A 19,583-nucleotide genomic window follows, 5' to 3' on the forward strand; every position below is an offset into this window, starting at 1 on the left:
GGGCGGACCGGGGTGCGCCCCCGTACGCTGGCGGTCATGTCCACCCATGCCAAGCGTGAACGACTGCTCCTGGCCGATCTGTTGGAGACGGCGGGTCCCGACGCGCCGACCCTCTGCGACGGCTGGACCGCCCGTGACCTGGCCGCCCACCTGGTGGTGCGCGAGCGCCGCCCGGACGCGGCGGCGGGCGTCCTGCTGGGGCCGCTGCGGGACCGGCTGGAGCGGGTGCAGGCGGAGTTCGCCGCGAAGCCGTACGAGGAGCTGCTCGGGCTGATCCGGACGGGCCCGCCGCGGATGTCGCCGTTCTCGATCAAGCAGGTCGACGAGGGCGCGAACACGATGGAGTTCTACGTCCACGCCGAGGACGTGCGGCGGGCGCGGGCGGACTGGACGCCGCGCGAGGTCGACCCGGTGTTCGCGGACGCGCTGTGGTCCCGGCTGGAGAGGATGGCCCGGCTGATGGGGCGGCGCTCCCCCGTGGGCCTCGTCGTGCGCCGCCCCGACGGCCGGACGGCCGTCGCGCACCGCGGTACGCCCGTGGTGACGGTGACCGGTGAGCCGGGCGAGCTGACGCTGTTCCTGTACGGGCGGCAGGAAGCCGCCAGGGTGGAGTTGGACGGCGACAAGGAAGCGGTCGCGCGCGTCCTCGAAGCGAGGCTGGGGGTCTGAGGCCGCGCTCAGGGCCGCGAGGACCGGCGGGTACGGCGTAGGCCGTCGTCGGCCACCGGCCGCTTTCCGCCGCGCCCCGCGGCCGGCGGGCACGGCGTGTACGCGGACGGCGGGGAAGGCGCGCCTTCCCCGCACGGACGTCCCCGGCTTCGGGGCCCGCGTCGACCCGCGCGGGGCGCTGTCCGTCGCGGCCGGCGCGCCCGGCCGGGGCGTGGGGCTCCTGCCGGAGCCGGGCCGCAGCCCCGCCGGTGCGCGAAGGGCCCGCGGAGGCGGGGCCGCCGTGCGCCCTCCCCGCCGTGGACGGCCTGCGGGCGGCCCGGGGTCCGGGTCTTCCCCCGGGGCCCACCGCGGCGGGGCCCCGTCCTGACGGCCGGGCCCGCCGCCGCGGTGGGCGACCCGGGCCGAGGGCCGGCCCGGCCGCCGCGCGCGGGGCCCGCCTCAGCGGACGGGGTGGCCCGCTTCCCGGAGGGTGGCCTTCACCTCGCCGATCCGCAGGTCGCCGAAGTGGAACACGGACGCCGCCAGGACGGCGTCCGCGCCGGCCTCGATCGCGGGCGGGAAGTGGCCGAGCGCCCCGGCGCCGCCGGAAGCGATCACCGGTACGGAGACGTGCGCGCGGACCGCCGAGATCATCGCGGTGTCGTAGCCGTCCTTCGTGCCGTCCGCGTCCATGGAGTTCAGCAGGATCTCCCCCGCGCCCAGCTCCGCGGCCCGGTGGGCCCACTCCACGGCGTCGATGCCGGTCCCCCGGCGCCCGCCGTGCGTGGTGACCTCGAACCTGGACGGCGTGCCGGTGCCCTCCGGGCAGCGCCGGGCGTCCACGGACAGCACGAGCACCTGGCTGCCGAACCGCTCGGAGACCTCCCGGATCAGCTCGGGGCGGGCGATGGCGGCCGTGTTGACGCCGACCTTGTCCGCGCCGGCGCGCAGCAGCCGGTCCACGTCGTCGGCGCTGCGCACGCCGCCGCCCACGGTGAGCGGGATGAACACCTGCTCGGCGGTGCGCCGCACCACGTCGTAGGTGGTCTCCCGGTTGCCGGACGACGCGGTGATGTCGAGGAACGTCAGCTCGTCGGCGCCCTCGGCGTCGTACAGCTTCGCCATCTCGACGGGGTCGCCCGCGTCGCGGAGGTTCTGGAAGTTGACGCCCTTGACGACGCGGCCGTTGTCCACGTCGAGGCAGGGGATGACCCGGACCGCGAGGCTCATGACGCGGCACCTCCGTTCGCGCGGTACGCCTCGACCTCGACCTCGACGACGAGCCGGGGGTCGACGAAGCCGGAGACGATGAGCATCGACGCGGCGGGGCGGACGGCGTCGAACAGCTCCTTGTGGGCGCGTCCGACCTCCTCCACGTCCCGCGCGTGGGTGATGTACATCCGGGTGCGGACCACGTCCGCCGGGCCGAGGCCGAGCTGCCCCAGCGCGTCGAACGCCACGTTGAAGGCGTTGACGGCCTGCTCGTACGGGCCGCCCTCGGCGATGGCGCCGTCGACGACGGACGTGCACCCGGAGACCAGGACGAGGCCGTGGGGCAGCTCCACCGCGCGGGAGTAGCCGAACTGCTCCTCCCAGGGCGCGCCGGTGACGACCTTGCGCACGGACCCGGTCACGCGGACACCGCCGCGAGGGCTTCCTCGAGGGTGAAGGACTTGGCGTACAGCGCCTTGCCGACGATGGCGCCCTCGACGCCCAGCGGGACCAGCTCGGCGATGGCGCGCAGGTCGTCGAGGGAGGAGACGCCGCCGGAGGCGACGACGGGCCGGTCGGTGGCGGCGCAGACGTCGCGCAGCAGCTCCAGGTTGGGGCCCTGGAGCGTGCCGTCCTTGGCGATGTCGGTGACGACGTACCGGGCGCAGCCCTCGGAGTCGAGGCGCGCCAGCGTCTCGTACAGGTCGCCGCCGTCGCGGGTCCAGCCGCGGCCGCGCAGGGTGGTGCCGCGCACGTCGAGGCCGACGGCGATCCTGTCGCCGTGCTCGGCGATCACCTTGGCGACCCACTCGGGGCTCTCCAGGGCGGCCGTGCCCAGGTTGACGCGGGTGCAGCCGGTGGCGAGGGCCGCGGCGAGGGAGGCGTCGTCGCGGATGCCGCCGGACAGCTCGACCTTGATGTCCATGGCCCCGGTGACCTCGGCGATCAGGTCGCGGTTGTCACCGGTGCCGAAGGCGGCGTCGAGGTCGACGAGGTGGAGCCACTCGGCGCCCGCGCGCTGCCAGGCCAGGGCCGCCTCCAGCGGGGAGCCGTAGGACGTCTCCGTGCCGGACTCGCCGTGGACGAGCCGTACGGCCTGGCCGTCCCGGACGTCGACGGCGGGGAGGAGTTCGAGCTTGGTCATCTCAGGGGTCCTAGCCTCTAAGCGGGGTCGGGAAGGTCGGATCAGAAGGTCTTGAGCCAGTTGGTGAGCAACTGGGCCCCGGCGTCGCCGGACTTCTCCGGGTGGAACTGGGTCGCCCACAGGGCGCCGTTCTCGACGGCGGCGACGAACCTCTCGCCGTGCGCGGACCAGGTGACCCTGGGGGGGCGCAGGGCGGGGTTGGCGGTCTCCAGGGACCAGTCGGTCACGGCGTACGAGTGCACGAAGTAGAACCGCTCGTCGGGGTCGATCCCGGCGAACAGCTCGCTGTCCTCCGGCGCCTCGACGGTGTTCCACCCCATGTGCGGGATGACGGGCGCCTTGAGCGGGCCGACCGTCCCGGGCCACTCGTCGAGGCCCTCGGTCTCGACGCCGTGCTCGACGCCGCGCGCGAACAGGATCTGCATGCCGACGCAGATGCCCATGACGGGCCGCCCGCCGGACAGCCGGCGGCCGACGATCCAGTCCCCGCGGGCTTCCTTCAGCCCGGCCATGCAGGCGGAGAAGGCGCCGACGCCGGGGACGAGGAGCCCGTCGGCGTTCATGGCCTTGTCGTAGTCGCGGGTGATCTCGACGTCGGCGCCCACGCGCGCGAGGGCGCGTTCGGCGGAGCGGACGTTGCCGAACCCGTAGTCGAAGACGACGACTTTCTTCGCGGTGCTGTTCATTCGGGTCATTCCCAGATTCCCTGGATCCTCAGGACGCCGGCGAGGAGGCACATGCCGGAGGCGACGGCGAGCAGGACGACGACGCCCTTGGGCATCTTCTGCCGGGCGAAGGAGTAGACGCCGCCGGCCAGGAACAGGCCGACGACGATCAGGACGGTCGACAGTCCGGTCACCGCGTGCCCTCGTTCCCTTCTCCGCCCGCGCGGCGCGAAGGCGCCGCCGTCGTGCGCGTCCGCGGCCCGGCGGTCGCGCGGGCGCCGCTCACAGGGCGCCCTTCGTCGACGGCAGGATGCCGGCGGCGCGCGGGTCGCGCTCGGAGGCGTACCGCAGGGCGCGGGCGAGGGCCTTGAACTGGCACTCCACGATGTGGTGGGCGTTGCGCCCGTACGGGACGTGGACGTGCAGGGCGATCTGGGCCTGGGCGACGAACGACTCCAGGATGTGCCGGGTCATCGTCGTGTCGTACGCGCCGATCATCGGCGCCATGTTCTCGGGCTCGGTGTGCACGAGGTACGGGCGGCCGGAGAGGTCGACGGTGACCTGGGCGAGGGACTCGTCCAGCGGGACCGTGCAGTTGCCGAAGCGGTAGATGCCGACCTTGTCGCCGAGGGCCTGCTTGAAGGCGGCGCCGAGGGCGAGGGCGGTGTCCTCGATCGTGTGGTGCGAGTCGATGTGCAGGTCGCCCTCGGTCTTGACCGTGAGGTCGAACAGCCCGTGGCGGCCGAGCTGGTCGAGCATGTGGTCGTAGAAGCCGACGCCGGTGGCGACGTCGACCTTCCCGGTGCCGTCGAGGTCGATCTCGACGACGACGGAGGTTTCCTTGGTGGTGCGCTCGACCCGTCCTACGCGGCTCATGAGCTCTGCTCCTTCCTCAGTGCGCGAACCGCATCCAGGAACGCGTCGTTCTCCTGCGGCGTGCCGGCCGTGACCCGAAGCCAACCCGGTACGCCGTTGTCGCGGACCAGGACGCCGCGGTCGAGGATCCCGCGCCACGCGGCGTGGGCGTCCTCGAAGCGGCCGAACTGGACGAAGTTGGCGTCGGAGTCGGTGACCTCGTACCCGAGGGCGCGCAGCTCGGTGACGAGCCGGTCCCGTTCGGCCTTGAGGTGTTCGACGTACCCCAGCAGCGTATCGGTGTGTTCGAGCGCGGCGAGCGCGGTGGCCTGGGTGACGGCGGACAGGTGGTACGGCAGGCGGACCAGCTGGACGGCGTCGACGACGGCCGGGTGGGCGGCGAGGTAGCCGAGGCGGAGCCCGGCGGCGCCGAACGCCTTCGACATGGTGCGGGAGACCACCAGGTGCGGGCGGCCCTCGATGAGCGGCAGCAGCGACGGGCGGTGGCTGAACTCGACGTACGCCTCGTCGACGACGACCAGGGACGGCTTGGCGGCCTGGGCGGCGTCGTGGAGGGCCAGCACCGTGTCGGCGTCGACGGCGGTGCCGGTGGGGTTGTTGGGGGAGGTGATGAACACCACGTCGGGGCGGTGCTCGGCGATGGCCGCCGAGGCGGCCGCCACGTCGATGCCGAAGTCGTCGCGGCGGGGGCCGGAGATCCAGCCGGTGCCCGTGCCGCGGGAGATCAGGCCGTGCATGGAGTACGAGGGCTCGAAGCCCAGCGCGGTCCTGCCGGGGCCGCCGAAGGTCTGTAGGAGCTGCTGGAGGACCTCGTTGGAGCCGTTGGCCGCCCAGACCCGGCTCGTGTCGACCTCGTGGCCGGTGGTGCGGGTGAGGTAGCGGGCCAGTCCGGCGCGCAGCTCGACCGCGTCGCGGTCGGGGTAGCGGTTGAGGTGCCGGGCGGCCTCCCGGACGCGCTCCGCGATGCGCTCCACGAGCGGCTCGGGCAGCGGGTAGGGGTTCTCGTTGGTGTTGAGGCGTACGGGTACGTCGAGCTGGGGCGCCCCGTAGGGGGACTTGCCGCGCAGCTCGTCGCGGATGGGCAGGTCGTCGATGCGCACGTCGGTCACGGCTGCGGCACCTCTCCCCCGAAGCGGGCCTTCACGGCCGCGCCGTGCGCCGGCAGGTCCTCCGCCTCGGCGAGCGTGACCACGTGGTGGGTGACCTCGGCGAGCGCTTCGCGCGTGTAGTCCACGATGTGGATGCCGCGCAGGAAGGACTGGACGGACAGGCCCGAGGAGTGGCAGGCGCAGCCGCCGGTGGGCAGGACGTGGTTGGAGCCGGCGCAGTAGTCCCCGAGGGAGACCGGCGACCAGGGGCCGACGAAGATCGCGCCGGCGTTGCGGACGCGCTGGGCGACGGCGGCGGCGTCGGCGGTCTGGATCTCCAGGTGCTCGGCGCCGTACGCGTCGACGACGCGCAGGCCCTCGTCGACGCCGTCGACGAGGACGATCGCGGACTGCTTGCCGCGCAGGGCGGGCAGGACGCGGTCGTCGACGTGCTTGGTCGCGGCGACCTGCGCCTCCAGCTCGCGCTCGACGGCGTCGGCCAGCTCGGCGGAGTCGGTGACGAGCACGGCGGCGGCGAGCGGGTCGTGCTCGGCCTGGCTGATCAGGTCGGCGGCGACGTGGACCGGGTCGGCGGTGGCGTCGGCGAGGACGGCGATCTCGGTGGGGCCGGCCTCCGTGTCGATGCCGATGCGGCCGGTGAAGTACCGCTTGGCGGCGGCGACCCAGATGTTGCCGGGGCCGGTGACCATGTCGGCGGGGGCGCAGGTCTCCGTGCCGTACGCGAACATGGCGACGGCCTGGGCGCCGCCCGCCGCGTACACCTCGTCGACGCCGAGGAGGGCGCAGGCGGCGAGGATCGTGGGGTGCGGCAGGCCGCCGAACTCCTTCTGCGGCGGGGAGGCCAGGGCGATCGACTCGACGCCCGCCTCCTGCGCCGGCACGACGTTCATGATCACGGACGAGGGGTAGACGGAACGGCCGCCCGGCGCGTACAGGCCGACGCGCCCGACGGGGACCCACTTCTCGGTGACCGTGCCGCCGGGCACGACCTGTGTCGTGTGCGTGGTGCGGCGCTGCTCGCGGTGGACGGTCCGGGCGCGGCGGGCGGACTCCTCCAGGCCGGCGCGGACGGCCGGATCCAGCTCCTCCAGGGCGCGGGCCAACGCGGCGGCCGGGACGCGCACCTGGTCGAGGGCGACGCCGTCGAACCGCTCGGCGTAGTCGATCAGCGCCGCGTCGCCCCGATGGTGCACGGCCTCGCAGATGGGCCGCACCTTCTCCAGGGCGGCTTCCACGTCGAACTCGGCACGGGGCAGCAGGTCGCGCAGGGCGCCGCCCGTCGGCAGGGCGTCGCCGCGCAGATCGATTCGTGAGATCACAGGTCAATTCTCGCAGACGGGCTCGCGGCTCCGACCGTCCGTATCACTGGCTGATACACGCCACATCACCCCGCGGTTGTCACACCTGACCGTTAGCGTTCAGGCCGTCACGCAGAGGGAAGAACAGCCGTACGACCAGGGAAGCGAGGAGGGCGGCATTGACCGAGCCGCACGACGACCGCGACGACCGTCACGACGACGAGGTGCCCGGCGACCTCACCCCCGCCGAACTGGGGATGTGGCAGGCGTTCCGCATCGGCGCGTGGTACGACCTGCGCTCGGGCCATCCGGTGCTGGACGACCCGTTCGTGCCGCGGGAGTGGCCGCAGGAGCGGTGCGTCCGGGCGCGGGTGGTGGCCCGGCTGCTGCTGTCCGGCCCGCCGGCGCTGGCGGGGCGCGTCTCGGCGCTCAAGGTGCGCGGGGCTCGGATCACGGGGCGGCTGGACCTGGCGGGCGGCACGATCGCGCCGTACGTGGAGTTGCAGGGGTGCGTCTTCGACGACGAGGTGGTGCTGCCGGAGTCCCGGTTCACCACGCTCCGGCTGGTCGGCTGCGCGATACCCCGCCTGGAGGCGGCCCGGCTGCACACGGAGGGCGACCTGCACCTGCCGCGCTGCCGGGTGGCGCGCGGGGTGCGCCTCACGGACGCGCAGATAGGCACGGACCTGCTGATCAGCCAGATCCACGTGCAGCCGGACCGGCGCGGCCGGGCGATCGTCGCGGACGGCATGTCGGTGGCGCAGGACCTCCAGGCCGAGCTGATCGAGACGTACGGCGAGTTCAGCATGCGCGGCGCGAAGGTCGGGGTGTCGCTGAGCCTGCGCGGCAGCCGGCTGCGGGGCGCGGAGGGGCGGCGCGCGCTGAACGCGCCGCAGCTGAGCGTGGAGCGCACGCTGTACCTGACGGGCGCGTGGGTGAGCGAGTCGGTGGGCGGCTCGGGCGACCACCTGGGCGGGACGCCGCCGTACGGGCTGGGCGACGTCAACACGCCGATGCGGGGCACGCGGATGCGGCCCTTCGAGTGCCGGGGCGGGGTGCGGCTGGACGACGGGCGGTTCGGGGACGCGGTCGACCTGCACCAGGCGCGGTTCGTGTTGGCGTCGGCGCGCAGGGAGGAGCTGTCGCTGCGCAGGATCGTCACTCCGGAGCTGCGGTTCAACTGCGAGCGGCCGGAGGAGGGCCGGGTGGTGCTGAACGGCGCGAAGGTGGTCACGCTCGTCGACCAGGCGGCGAGCTGGCCGGGGCCGGGCGGCCTCGCGATCAGCGGGTTCGCGTACGAGAACCTGGTGCCGTACGGGCACTTCCCGCTGGCCCGGCGGCTGGAGTGGGTGGCGGCGGCGACGCCGGAGTACGCGCCGGAGCCGTACGAGCGGCTGGCGACGGTGCTGCGCGGCTGCGGCGAGGACGCCGACGCGCGGGAGGTGCTGCTGGCCAAGCAGCGGCGGCGCCGGGAGACGCTGCCGCTCGCCGCGAAGCTGTGGGGCTACCTCCAGGACTGGACGGTGGCGTACGGCTACCGGCCGGGGCGGGCGGCGGTGTGGATGGCGGTGCTGTGGGCGGCGGGGGCGCTGGCCTTCTCGTTCTACGAGCCGGTGCCGATCAAGCGGGACGAGTTCCCGCAGTGGGACGCGGTGCTCTACACGCTGGACCTGCTGCTGCCGGTGATCAACCTCGGCCAGGAGGGGTACTGGCGGCTGTCGGCACCGTGGCAGTGGCTGTCAACGGTGCTGATCCTGGTGGGGTGGATTCTGGCCACCGCGGTGGCGGCGGGCGCGTCGCGGCTGCTGCGTCGGAGCTGACCGGGGGGCGGGTCCGGAGCGGTTCCGGGCGGGGGCGTCGACGGGTGCGGCGCGTTTCCACCCGTCCCCGCGCCACCGCTTTCTTTACCGCCTCTTGACGTTCGGCAGGACAACCTTCCCGCCGCCACCAAAGCTTCACAGCCTTCCTCTGGCGCGGCCCCCACCTGCGGTTTTCAATGGGCCGCACGATGTCTCTGCTCCGCGCCCTGCTGGGCAACGCGCGCACGGTCCGGCCCGGTCAGCCGCCCCGCGACGGGCTGCCGCCGGACGGCTCCGTGCTGCTGGACGCACCGGACGACAGGCTCGGCCCGGCGCTGGTGGCCGCCGCGCTCGGGGATCACATTCCGGCCGCCCGGCTGCTGGCCGCGACCCGGCACGCCGCCGAGTGGGAGTACCGCGACCGGTACGCCGTGCGCCTCGCCGCCTTCGCCCACAGCCGGGAGGACTGGCTGGCGGCGTGGCGGGCGCGGGCCCCCGACGACCCGGACGCGCTGCTCGTCGCGGCGCAACTGGCCGTGGACCGCGCCTGGGAGTCGCCCGTCCGCGCCGAACGGCTGCGGGAGGTGGAGCCGATGGTCCACGCGGCGGCCGAGGTGGCGCCCCGCGACCCGGTGCCGTGGCGGATCGCGCTGGACCACGCGCGCGGCAGCAAGGCGCCGGACGCGCTGTTCGAGGCGCTGTGGGAGCAGGCGGTGCGCCGCTCCTCGCACCACCACGGGTGTCACGTGTCGGCGCTGGAGTACCTGTGGGCCCGCTGCTACGGCTCGCACCGGGCGTGCTTCGACTTCGCGGAGGCCGCCGCGCTCGACTCCCTGCCGGGCTCGCTGGTGCGGGCGCTGCCGCTGCGGGCCGCGTACGCGCAGTTGGTGAGCGGCGACGGGAACGGGGTGCCGGGGGCGCGGCTGGACGCGGCGGCGGACCTGGCGGTCGAGCTGTCGGCGCGCTACCCGGTGGGCGACCCGTGGCCGGCCGAGGTGCGCAACCTGCTGGCGTACGTGCTGATGGCGCGGCAGCGGTGGACGGCGGCGCTGGAGCAGTTCCGGCTCATCGGGGCGCGGGCCACGTCGTACCCCTGGTCGGCCACGGCGGGCGAGGGCGGGGACCCGCTGGGGCGGTTCCTGGAGGCGCGCGACATGACGCGGCGGGCGAGCGTGCGACGGCGCCGCTGACCGCGCGCCGGGGCCGCCTCGCGGCGCCCGCGCGCGCCCCTCGCGGCCCGTGCGCGGCCCGTGCGCGGGCGGTGTCCGGTCCCGGTGAGCGGACGGCCGGACGCGCGGCGGGGAGCGGCCATTACGCTTGACCGCTGTGACCACCGCTCGCCTGCCCCTCTTCCCGCTGAACGCGGTGCTTTTCCCCGGCCTCGTGCTGCCGTTGAACGTCTTCGAGGAGCGGTACCGCGCCATGATGCGCGAACTGCTCACGACGGACGAGTCGCAGCCGCGCCGCTTCGCCGTCGTCGCGATCCGCGACGGCCACGAGGTGGCGCCGACCGCGCCGGGGATGCCCGACCAGACGGCCCTTCCGGAGCGTGGCCCCGCCGCGGGCTTCGGCCCCGACCCGCTCAAGGCGTTCCACCGGGTCGGCTGCATCGCCGACGCGGCGACCGTCCGCGAGCGCCCGGACGGCGGTTTCGAGGTCCTCGCCACCGGGACGACGCGGGTGAGGCTCCTGTCCGTCGACGCGAGCGGCCCCTTCCTCACCGCGGAGCTGGAGGAGCTGGAGGAACCGCAGGGCGAGGGCGCCGGCGCGCTCGCCGAGGGCGTGCTGCGGGCCTTCCGCGCGTACCAGAAGCGGCTGGCGGGGGCGCGCGAGCGGTCGCTGGCCACCGGCGCCGAGCTGCCCGACGAGCCCTCGGTCGTGTCGTACCTGGTGGCCGCCGCCGCGGTGCTGGACACACCGGCGAAGCAGCGGCTGCTCCAGGCGCCCGACACGGCGACCCGGCTGCGTGAGGAACTGCGGCTGCTGCGCGCCGAGACGGCGGTGCTGCGGCACCTGCCCTCGCTGCCGGCGGTCGAGCTGACGCGGACTCCGACGAGCCCCAACTGACACGGGGAGGGACAGGGAATGGCGAAGAAGGCGAAGAAGCAGGAGACGGGGACGCGCGAGGCGCACGCGCACCGGGGCGGCGGGCGGCGGGCGGGCGGCACCCCCGCGACGGTGGCCCTGACGGCCGCGGGGACGCCCTTCACGGTCCACGAGTACGCGCACGACCCGGCGTCGCCCTCGTACGGCGAGGAGGCCGCGGAGGCGCTGGGCGTCTCCCCGGAGCGGGTGTTCAAGACGCTGGTCGCCGACGTCGACGGCGCCCTGACCGTCGCGGTGGTGCCGGTGGCGGGCCAACTGGACCTGAAGGCGCTGGCCGCGGCGGTCGGCGGCAAGCGCGCGACGATGGCCGACCCGGCGGCCGCGGAGCGGACGACCGGCTACGTGCGGGGCGGCATTTCGCCGCTGGGGCAGCGCAAGAGGCTGCCGACGGTCCTGGACGCGTCGGCGTCGCGGCACGAGACGATCTGCGTGTCGGCGGGGCGGCGCGGCCTGGAGGTCGAACTGGCCCCGGCGCACCTGGCGGAGCTGACCGGCGCCGTCCTCGCGCCCATCGGCCGGGCGTAGCGCCCGGGCGCGCGGGGCCCGCCGCTCAGCCGCGGGGGCCGTCGTGCGGCGGGAGCGGGGGGCCGTACGGGGTGAGGTCCCACTCCGGCTCGGGGTCGCGGGGGCCGAACAGCGCCGTGAGCGCCAGGTGGACGAGCATCGCGGCGATCGGCCAGGCCAGCAGCGCCCCGTACGCCTGGAGCTCCAGCGGCGCGTCGAAGGGGACGCCCTCGCCGACCGCCCGCGCGCGGGCCACCACGTCGTGCGTGGGTCCGAGGAGCGTGCCCGCGCCCCAGCCCAGTACGGAACCGAGCACCCCGCCGAGGGCGAGGCCGGCCACGACGGCGACGCCGCCCCGCCGGTGCCACAGGAACACGGCGAGGGCGCTGAGCGCGCCGAACCCCAGGCCGAGCAGGACGAACACGCCGTCCGCGCCGACGGCGTGCTCCGCCTCCGACTCCGTCAGCAGGACCGACCTGCCGTCCGAGACGAGCGGGGTGCGCGGCGCCAGCCACAGCCACAGCAGGCCGAGCGCGATCCCCACGACCGCCACCGCGAGCAGGACCGCGGCGCCCTGGCGCACCTCCGCCGCCGTGTCCGGCGCCGCCTCCTCGCCCTTCGCGTACGGGGGCGCGGGCGGCCACGTGGCGTGCCCGCCCGGCGTGTCACCGTTCGGAGGGGTGCTGGGGGCGGCGGCGTCGTTCGGCACGTGCTCACTCGGGGGCTGGTGGGACGGGGGAAGGGGTGCGGTCACTCTGTCATCGTGCCAGGCCGGGTCGGGCAGCGCCTCACCGGACGGCCGCCCGGCGGTACGCCCGGGTGGCGACGGCCAGGGAGGCGACGCCGACGGCGGCGCAGACCGACAGGTCGAGGGCGACGGCCGCCCAGTCCGGGTCGGCGTCGAAGGTGCGGGCGAGCGCCTCGACCCCGTACGTGGACGGGAGCAGGTCGCGGGCCCAGCCGATCGGGCCGGGCAGCCGGTCGGCCGGCAGGACGCCGAGCAGCAGCGCCGCCGACATGCCGAGCTGGCCGAGCAGCGTGGCCAGTTCCTGGCGCGGGGCCAGCAGGCCGAGCGCGGCGCCGAGCCCGGACAGGGCGGCCCCGGCGAGCGGGACGACGGCCGCGAGGATCCACAGGTGGGTGAGCGGAAGCTGGAAGAGGAGCGATCCGGTGACGGCCGTGACGACCGTGCCGGGCACCGTGAAGGAGGCGTACGCCCCGGCGGCGCCGAGCACCACGGCGGCGGGCGGCACGGGCAGCGTGGCGTAGTGGTCGAGGCCGCCGCTCGCCCGCAACTGCCCGAAGTACTGGGCGAGCAGGTTCAGCGCGACGAACGCCACGACGAGGACGGACGACCCGGCGACGACCGCGCGGGCCTCGGCACCGCCGTCGACCACGCCGCGCATCAGCACCATGATGCCGATGGACTGGAAGGTCGCGACGAACAGCAGCGGGATGCGGGCGACCCGGGCGCGGGACAGCTGCGCCCGGTACACGGCGGCGAGCGCCGGCAGCAGCCGCGCACGGGGTGCGAGGGGCGCGGCCGTCCGGCCGCCCGCCCCGGCGGCCGACCGGACGGCCCCCGTCGAGAGCGCCTCCGCAGGCAGGGTGCTCACCGTTTCCCACTCCCGTCCTCGCCACCGGCGCCGTGCCGTGCGCCGACCGTGTCCGCCCCGCCGACCGCCCGGCGCACCGGGACGGCGGCGCCCCGCGTCCGGGCACCCGCCCGGGCGGGGCGCCGGCCCGCGCCGGGCCCCGTTCGCTCGCGTCGCCGCGCGTTCATGACTTGACCAGCCCCTTCGCCTCGCCGCCGAGCGCCAGGTAGACGTCCTCCAGGCTCGGCGTCGCCAGCGTGAAGTCGTCGAGCGCCGCGAACGCCGCGCCGCCCGTCACCGCCGCGACCGCCGCGCGCGCCGCGTCCGGAGCCAGGCGCAGCACCCAACGGCGCCCCGACTCCTGGGCGCAGGTCCGCAGCGCGGCCACCTCGGGCACGTCGAGCGGGGCCCGCTCCCGCCACACCAGGTCGACGCGCACCTCGCCGGCCACGCGTTCCTTCAGCCCGGCCGGGGTGTCGCAGGCGATGACCCGGCCGCGCTCCAGGACGGCGACGCGGTCCAGGACGGTCTCCGCCTCTATCACGTTGTGGGTGACCAGCAGCACCGTCGCGCCGTGCTCGGCGCGGCGCCGGTCGACGGCGGCCCAGACGGCGCGGCGCGCCATCGGGTCCATGCCGGTGGTCGGCTCGTCGAGGACGAGCAGCGGCCGCTCGCCGACGAGGGCGGCGGCGAAGCAGGCGAGGCGGCGCTGCCCGCCGGAGAGCTTCTTCAGGGGCCGCGCGGCGAGTTCGCCGAGGCCCAGTTCGTCGAGGACGGCGTCGCGTTCGGCGCGGGCGTCCCGCGCGGTGAGGCCGCGCAGCCGGCCGGTCGTCTCGGCAGCCAGCGCGACGGTCAGCTCGTCGAGCGCGGTGGACTCCTGGCCGAGGTAGCCGATGAGCCGCGCGGCGCGGTCGGGGTGGCGCACGAGGTCGTGGCCGAGCACCTCGACGCTGCCGGAGTCGGGTCGCATCAGACCGGTGAGCTGGCGTACGAGGGTGGACTTGCCGGCGCCGTTGGGGCCGAGCAGCCCGAAGATCTCGCCGCCCCGCACGTCCAGGCTGATCCCGTCGGTGGCCCGCACCTCGGGTGTCGCGGGCCTGCCGCGCCCGCCGCGCGCGGCGGGGTACGTCTTCACCAGATCCCGCACCACGCACACCGTACTCACGAGGGATGAGCCTAAGGGGTCGCGGACCCCGGATCGCGCCCGGGGCGGCGCCGCGCGGCCCGCCGTGCCCGCCGCTACTCCCCCGCCGCCTGGTTCCCGGCCGCCGCGCGGACGTCGATCTCGCGCCAGAAACCGGCCCGGATCGCGTACCGGTCGTGCTCGTCGATCTGGTCGTCCTTGTGGGCGAGGAGGCCGAACCGGGCGGCGTATCTGAGGAGTTCGCCGTCGATGCGGTGCGGGATGCGCGGGTACATCGCGGAGAGCTTCTGGACGTGGCTCTGCTCGGGGAGCCGCTCCATCCAGCGGCGGGCGAAGACCTGGCCCACCTCGAACGGGTCGCCGCCGACCGTGGTGATGTCCTCCTCCCGGTCGGCCCAGCGCTGTTCGGCGCTGGTGAGCTGGGCGAGGGTCGGGAGCGACGCGGTCTCGGGGGGTTCGCCGAGGGGGCCGGGGCGGTCGATCCAGCCGCGGTCGGACGACCAGCGCAGGGTGGCGTTGGCGGGCCCGGTGGCCGGCGGGGTGCCGGGGTGGGCGGCGGGGCGCAGCCCGGCGAGGTCCTTCGGGGTGGGGACGCCGCGCGCCGCGCCGGAGGGGGCTGCGGGGTGCGCCGTGCCGTTGGCGGGCGCGGCGGGCGGCCCGGCGGTGGCGGGCGCGGCGACCGGGGTGGGGGCGGGGGCGGGGGGCGCCTGGTCGGCGAGGGCGCCGGACGCCGCGGCGGAGGCGCGTTCGGCGGCGGCGAGGGCCGCCTCGGGCAGGGGCGCGGCGAGGATGGCGGCGATCTCGGGACGCGGTACGGGCTGCGGGGCGCACGCTCCGGTGAGGTCCTTCGCCCGTACGGCGCGGGTGATCCAGGCCCGGTCGAGGACGCGGCGCTCGTCGGCCTCGGCGACGAGGTCCTCGGACTGGTTGTAGTCGCCGTCGGCGGCCTGGACGGCCCAGAGGTGGACGGCGACGCCGTGCTCCTTGGCGGACATCAGGCCGGGCAGCAGGTCGCCGTCGCCGGTGACGAGGACGACGTCGGAGCAGGCGCGGTTGCGGGCCAGTTCGGTCAGCTCGGCGTGCATGGCGGCGTCGACGCCCTTCTGCGCCCAGCGCCCGTCGCTGCGGGTCAGGGCGCCGAGCCGGACGGTCACCCGGGGCATGACGCGCAGTCGGCGGTGCTCCGGCTGGGGGACGCGGTCGGGGGCGCCGTCGAACCAGTAGATGCGGAGCAGCGGCTGGGCCGTGTCGGCCTCGGCCCGTTCCCGCAGTCCCTGGATGAGGGCGGTGTGGTCGACGGTGATCCGGGAGCGGGCGGGCTCCCCCGCCAGCAGGCTGGCGGCGGCGCCGAGCAGATAGCCGGCGTCCACGAGCACGACGCAGCGGTCCACGTGTTCCACCCTCTTTCGGGAACCTCGGGATCGGAGTTGCTTCGGGTTTCCTTCGAGTCTGCCCGACTGCCGGGGTCTTAACTGCCGGAGCGCGATCATCGGCGTGGCGCCTCACCGTAGTGCCTTCCGCGTTTCCTGACTACGGCCTCCGGCCGCGTCCCACGACTACCGTCCGCAATGATCCAAAATGCGCGGCACATACCGGTATGTGAGTCTGGTCGCGGCCCTGACCCCCACATCCCACAGGAGGCACCACCATGGCCAAGAACAAGAAGACCGAACGTCAGCAGCGACAGTCCGAGCGCGGCACCCAACAGGCGCACGACACGTCGCTGCAGCACCAGGCGGAACAGCGGACGACCCAGGTGACACCGGCGGACATCGCGCAGAAGGGCCGCCAGAAGAGGTTCGGCCACAACTGACCCGGGCCGGGCGGACCGGCGCGGGATCACGGAAGGGGCGCGCCCGTCGTCACGGGCGCGCCCCTTCCGCGCGTGTGCGCCGGCGGTGCCTCAGCCGGCCAGGCAGGACGGGCCGAGGAGGACCTTCAGGTCGCCGTAGAGCGCCGGGTCGGGCTGGACGCGGTGCCGGTCGAGGCGGAGCACGGTGGTCTTGCGGGGGCCCTGGAGCTTGATCCGCACCTCGGTGTTCCCCCTGTGGTGGCTGAGGATCTCGCCGAGGCGGCTGACCATCGGCGGGGTCACCTTCACCGTCGGGATGGTGAGGACGACCGGCGCGTTGGTGCCCGCCGACGACAGGTCGGGGACCATCAGCTCCATGGCGACCAGCCGGGGCACGTCCTCGCGCTTGTCGAGGCGGCCCTTGACGAAGACGACCGTGTCCTCGACGAGCTGGGTGGAGACCAACTGGTACGTGGCGGGGAAGAACATGCACTCGATGGAGCCGGCCAGGTCCTCGACGGTGGCGATGGCCCAGGCGTTGCCCTGCTTGGTCATCTTCCGCTGGAGGCCGGAGATGATCCCGCCGATGGTGACGACCGCGCCGTCCGCGTGCTCACCGCCGGTGAGCTGCGAGATCGCCGCGTCGCTCTTGTCCGACAGGACGTGCTCGATGCCGAACAGCGGGTGATCGGAGACGTACAGGCCCAGCATCTCGCGCTCCTGGGCGAGCAGGTAGGACTTCTCCCACTCGACGTCGGAGAACTCGACGTCCAGGCCGAACCCCGGTTCGTCGCCGCCCTCGTCGCCCATGCCGCCGAAGAGGTCGAACTGGCCCTCGGCCTCCTTGCGCTTGACCGCGACCACGTTGTCGATCATGGATTCGTGGTGGGCGACGAGGCTCTTGCGCGTGTGGCCCATCTCGTCGAAGGCGCCGGCCTTGATCAGCGACTCGACGGTGCGCTTGTTGCAGACGACGACCTCGACCTTGTCCAGGAAGTCGGGGAAGGAGGAGTACTTCCCCTTCGCCTTGCGGCACTTGATGATCGACTCGACGACGTTCGTCCCGACGTTCCGCACGGCCGAGAGGCCGAAGAGGATGACGTCGTCGCCCTGGGCCGCGAAGTTCGCCTCGGACTCGTTGACGTTGGGCGGGAGGACCTTGATGCCCATGCGGCGGCACTCGTTGAGGTAGACCGCCGACTTGTCCTTGTCGTCCTTGACGGACGTGAGGAGCGCCGCCATGTACTCGGCGGGGTGGTTGGCCTTGAGGTACGCCGTCCAGTACGACACGAGTCCGTACGCGGCGGAGTGGGCCTTGTTGAAGGCGTAGCCGGCGAAGGGGACCAGCACGTCCCACAGCGCCTGGATGGCCTCGTCGCTGTAGCCGTTCTTCCGGGCGCCGGCCTGGAAGATCGTGAAGTTCTTCGCCAGCTCCTCGGGCTTCTTCTTGCCCATGACGCGGCGGAGGATGTCGGCCTCGCCGAGCGAGTAGCCGGCGATGATCTGGGCGGCCTTCTGCACCTGCTCCTGGTAGACGATCAGGCCGTAGGTGACGTCCAGGACCTCCTTGAGCGGCTCCTCCAGCTCGGGGTGGATCGGGGTGATCTCCTGCTGGCCGTTCTTGCGGAGCGCGTAGTTGGTGTGCGAGTTCATGCCCATCGGGCCCGGCCGGTAGAGGGCCGAGACGGCGGAGATGTCCTCGAAGTTGTCGGGCTTCATCAGCCGCAGCAGGGACCGCATGGGCCCGCCGTCGAACTGGAAGACGCCGAGCGTGTCACCGCGCTGGAGCAGCTCGAAGGTCGTGGGGTCGTCGAGCGGGAGGCCGAGGAGGTCGATGTCGATCCCCTTGTTGGCCTTCACCATCTTGACGGCGTCGTCCATGATCGTGAGGTTGCGCAGGCCCAGGAAGTCCATCTTCAGCAGGCCGAGCGACTCGCAGCTCGGGTAGTCCCACTGGGTGATGGTGACGCCGTCGGTGTGCCTCACCCAGACGGGGACGTGCTCGGTGATGGTCTCGCTGGACATGATCACGCCGGCGGCGTGCACGCCCATCTGCCGGACCAGGCCCTCCACGCCGCGCGCGGTGTCGATGACCTTCTTGACGTCCGGCTCGTTCTCGTACATCGCCCGGACCTCGCCCGCCTCGCTGTAGCGGGGGTGCGAGGGGTCGGTGATGCCGGACAGGGGGATGCCCTTGCCGAGGACGTCGGCGGGCATGGCCTTGGTGATCCGGTCGCCCATCGCGTACGGGTAGCCCAGCACGCGCGCGGAGTCCTTGATGGCGTTCTTGGCCTTGATCGTGCCGTACGTGCCGATCATGGCGACCTTGTCGGCGCCGTACTTCTCCGTCACGTACCTGATCACCTCGACGCGCCTGCGCTCGTCGAAGTCGATGTCGACGTCGGGCATGGAGACGCGCTCGGGGTTGAGGAACCGCTCGAAGATCAGGCCGTGCGGGATCGGGTCGAGGTCGGTGATGCCGAGCGCGTACGCGACGATCGAGCCGGCCGCGGAGCCGCGACCGGGGCCGACCGCGATGCCCTGGTTCTTGGCCCACATGATGAAGTCGGCGACGACGAGGAAGTACCCCGGGAACCCCATCTGGATGATGACGTCCATCTCGTACTCGACCTGCCGCTGCCGGTCCTCCGGGATGCCGCCGGGGAAGCGGCGGTGCATGCCGCGCTGGACCTCCTCCCGGAACCAGCTGACCTCCGTGTGCCCCTCGGGGATGTCGAACTTCGGCATGAGGTCGCGCTTCTCGAACATGCCGGTGGGGTCGATCATGTCGGCGATCAGCCGCGTGTTGGCGCATCCCTCCTGCCAGGCGTCCGAGGAGTCGATGGCGTACATCTCCTCCGTGGACTTCAGGTAGTAGCCCGTGCCGTCGAACTTGAAGCGGTCCGGGTCGGAGAGGTTCTTGCCGGTCTGGATGCACAGCAGCGCGTCGTGCGCCCCCGCCTCGTGCGCGTACGTGTAGTGCGAGTCGTTGGTGACCAGCGGCGGGATGCCGAGCTTCCGGCCGATCTCCAGCAGGCCGTCGCGGACCCGGCGCTCGATCTCGATGCCGTGGTCCATCAGCTCCAGGAAGTACCGCTCCTTGCCGAAGATGTCCTGGTAGTCGGAGGCGGCCTTCAGGGCCTCGTCGAACTGTCCGAGCCGCAGCCGCGTCTGCACCTCGCCGGACGGGCAGCCGGTGGAGGCGACGAGCCCCTCCGACCACTGCGCGATGGTCTCCTTGTCCATCCGGGGCCACTTCTGCAGCCAGCCCTCGGCGTACGCGTCGGACGAGAGGCGGAAGAGGTTGTGGAGGCCGGTGCTGTTGTACGCCCAGATCGTCTTGTGGGTGTAGCCGCCGGAGCCGGAGACGTCGTCGCGCTTCTGGTGCGGCTGGCCCCAGAGGATCTTGCGCTTGTTGCGCCGGGACTCGGGGGCCACGTACGCCTCGATGCCGATGATCGGCGTGACGCCCGCCTTCTTCGCCGAGTGGAAGAAGTCGTACGCCCCGTGCAGGTTGCCGTGGTCGGACATGGCGATGTGGGTCATGCCCATCTCGTTGCACGCGTCGAACATGTCCTTGAGCCGCGCGGCACCGTCCAGCAGGGAGTACTGGGTGTGCACGTGGAGGTGCGTGAACGGCGGCTTCGACACGGTTGCTGCCTCCGGGGTCAGGAGCGTCGGGAGGGAAGGG

Annotated in this window: 19 protein-coding genes; 6 read left to right on the plus strand and 13 right to left on the minus strand. The window is 73.8% G+C overall.

Annotated features, from left to right (window positions below; genetic code table 11):
* Positions 1 to 36: 36 nt before the first annotated feature.
* On the plus strand, positions 37 to 669 hold the full coding sequence (locus AC07D6_RS22425; protein ID WP_315876521.1) for a TIGR03085 family metal-binding protein: 633 nt from the start codon (positions 37 to 39) through the stop codon (positions 667 to 669).
* Between the two features lie 438 nt (positions 670 to 1,107).
* Here AC07D6_RS22425 and hisF read toward each other — a convergent pair whose 3' ends face one another.
* The 8 genes from hisF to hisD form a co-directional block, all read right to left on the minus strand.
* Positions 1,108 to 1,878, minus strand: coding sequence for an imidazole glycerol phosphate synthase subunit HisF (hisF, locus tag AC07D6_RS22430; protein ID WP_479046904.1), 771 nt, complete (start codon positions 1,876 to 1,878; stop codon positions 1,108 to 1,110).
* A complete protein-coding gene (locus AC07D6_RS22435; RefSeq protein WP_315876523.1) occupies positions 1,875 to 2,282 on the minus strand; it encodes a RidA family protein in 408 nt (135 codons plus the stop codon). The genes hisF and AC07D6_RS22435 overlap by 4 nt, the downstream gene beginning before the upstream one ends.
* Positions 2,279 to 3,004, minus strand: a complete 726-nt coding sequence (gene priA, locus AC07D6_RS22440) for a bifunctional 1-(5-phosphoribosyl)-5-((5-phosphoribosylamino)methylideneamino)imidazole-4-carboxamide isomerase/phosphoribosylanthranilate isomerase PriA (RefSeq protein WP_315876524.1) — start codon at positions 3,002 to 3,004, stop codon at positions 2,279 to 2,281. Before priA ends, AC07D6_RS22435 begins: the two co-directional genes overlap by 4 nt.
* Positions 3,005 to 3,045: 41 nt before the next feature.
* Positions 3,046 to 3,690 (minus strand): imidazole glycerol phosphate synthase subunit HisH, encoded by a 645-nt coding sequence (hisH, locus tag AC07D6_RS22445; protein ID WP_479046951.1) that lies wholly within the window; start codon positions 3,688 to 3,690, stop codon positions 3,046 to 3,048.
* A gap of 5 nt (positions 3,691 to 3,695) precedes the next feature.
* Positions 3,696 to 3,863, minus strand: a complete 168-nt coding sequence (locus AC07D6_RS22450) for a hypothetical protein (protein ID WP_315876525.1) — start codon at positions 3,861 to 3,863, stop codon at positions 3,696 to 3,698.
* A gap of 88 nt (positions 3,864 to 3,951) precedes the next feature.
* Positions 3,952 to 4,545, minus strand: coding sequence for an imidazoleglycerol-phosphate dehydratase HisB (gene hisB, locus AC07D6_RS22455; RefSeq protein ID WP_479046908.1), 594 nt, complete (start codon positions 4,543 to 4,545; stop codon positions 3,952 to 3,954).
* On the minus strand, positions 4,542 to 5,654 hold the full coding sequence (locus tag AC07D6_RS22460) for a histidinol-phosphate transaminase (protein ID WP_315876527.1): 1,113 nt from the start codon (positions 5,652 to 5,654) through the stop codon (positions 4,542 to 4,544). Before AC07D6_RS22460 ends, hisB begins: the two co-directional genes overlap by 4 nt.
* Positions 5,651 to 6,973: a histidinol dehydrogenase gene (hisD, locus tag AC07D6_RS22465; RefSeq protein WP_479046911.1), complete on the minus strand. Its 1,323-nt coding sequence runs from the start codon at positions 6,971 to 6,973 to the stop codon at positions 5,651 to 5,653. Before hisD ends, AC07D6_RS22460 begins: the two co-directional genes overlap by 4 nt.
* A gap of 236 nt (positions 6,974 to 7,209) precedes the next feature.
* On the opposite strand from hisD, the gene AC07D6_RS22470 reads away from it, so the two are divergent.
* From AC07D6_RS22470 to ybaK, 4 genes are all read left to right on the plus strand, one after another.
* A complete protein-coding gene (locus AC07D6_RS22470) occupies positions 7,210 to 8,772 on the plus strand; it encodes an oxidoreductase (protein ID WP_479046953.1) in 1,563 nt (520 codons plus the stop codon).
* A gap of 188 nt (positions 8,773 to 8,960) precedes the next feature.
* On the plus strand, positions 8,961 to 9,941 hold the full coding sequence (locus tag AC07D6_RS22475; RefSeq protein WP_479046914.1) for a hypothetical protein: 981 nt from the start codon (positions 8,961 to 8,963) through the stop codon (positions 9,939 to 9,941).
* Between the two features lie 136 nt (positions 9,942 to 10,077).
* Entirely contained in the window at positions 10,078 to 10,818 is a 741-nt protein-coding gene (locus AC07D6_RS22480) for an LON peptidase substrate-binding domain-containing protein (protein WP_315876532.1), read from the plus strand.
* A gap of 18 nt (positions 10,819 to 10,836) precedes the next feature.
* Positions 10,837 to 11,382 (plus strand): Cys-tRNA(Pro) deacylase, encoded by a 546-nt coding sequence (ybaK, locus tag AC07D6_RS22485; protein ID WP_479046918.1) that lies wholly within the window; start codon positions 10,837 to 10,839, stop codon positions 11,380 to 11,382.
* Positions 11,383 to 11,407: 25 nt separating this feature from the next.
* Here the strand turns inward: ybaK and AC07D6_RS22490 are convergent, their stop codons facing one another.
* The 4 genes from AC07D6_RS22490 to AC07D6_RS22505 form a co-directional block, all read right to left on the minus strand.
* Complete coding sequence (locus tag AC07D6_RS22490; RefSeq protein WP_479046921.1) at positions 11,408 to 12,115, minus strand: DUF2567 domain-containing protein; 708 nt, start codon at positions 12,113 to 12,115, stop codon at positions 11,408 to 11,410.
* 34 nt (positions 12,116 to 12,149) lie between these two features.
* Positions 12,150 to 12,977, minus strand: coding sequence for an ABC transporter permease (locus tag AC07D6_RS22495; RefSeq protein ID WP_479046924.1), 828 nt, complete (start codon positions 12,975 to 12,977; stop codon positions 12,150 to 12,152).
* 163 nt (positions 12,978 to 13,140) lie between these two features.
* Positions 13,141 to 14,106: an ABC transporter ATP-binding protein gene (locus tag AC07D6_RS22500; protein ID WP_315876628.1), complete on the minus strand. Its 966-nt coding sequence runs from the start codon at positions 14,104 to 14,106 to the stop codon at positions 13,141 to 13,143.
* 89 nt (positions 14,107 to 14,195) lie between these two features.
* On the minus strand, positions 14,196 to 15,491 hold the full coding sequence (locus tag AC07D6_RS22505) for an NYN domain-containing protein (RefSeq protein WP_479046927.1): 1,296 nt from the start codon (positions 15,489 to 15,491) through the stop codon (positions 14,196 to 14,198).
* Positions 15,492 to 15,748: 257 nt separating this feature from the next.
* On the opposite strand from AC07D6_RS22505, the gene AC07D6_RS22510 reads away from it, so the two are divergent.
* Complete coding sequence (locus AC07D6_RS22510; RefSeq protein ID WP_315876539.1) at positions 15,749 to 15,913, plus strand: hypothetical protein; 165 nt, start codon at positions 15,749 to 15,751, stop codon at positions 15,911 to 15,913.
* A 90-nt stretch (positions 15,914 to 16,003) separates the two neighbouring features.
* On the opposite strand, the gene dnaE is transcribed toward AC07D6_RS22510, so the two are convergent.
* Positions 16,004 to 19,543 carry a DNA polymerase III subunit alpha gene (dnaE, locus tag AC07D6_RS22515; protein WP_315876541.1) on the minus strand — a complete coding sequence of 1,180 codons (3,540 nt, stop codon included), beginning with the start codon at positions 19,541 to 19,543 and terminating at the stop codon, positions 16,004 to 16,006.
* Positions 19,544 to 19,583 lie beyond the last annotated feature (40 nt).

The organism is Streptomyces sp. NPDC045287 (assembly GCF_056432325.1).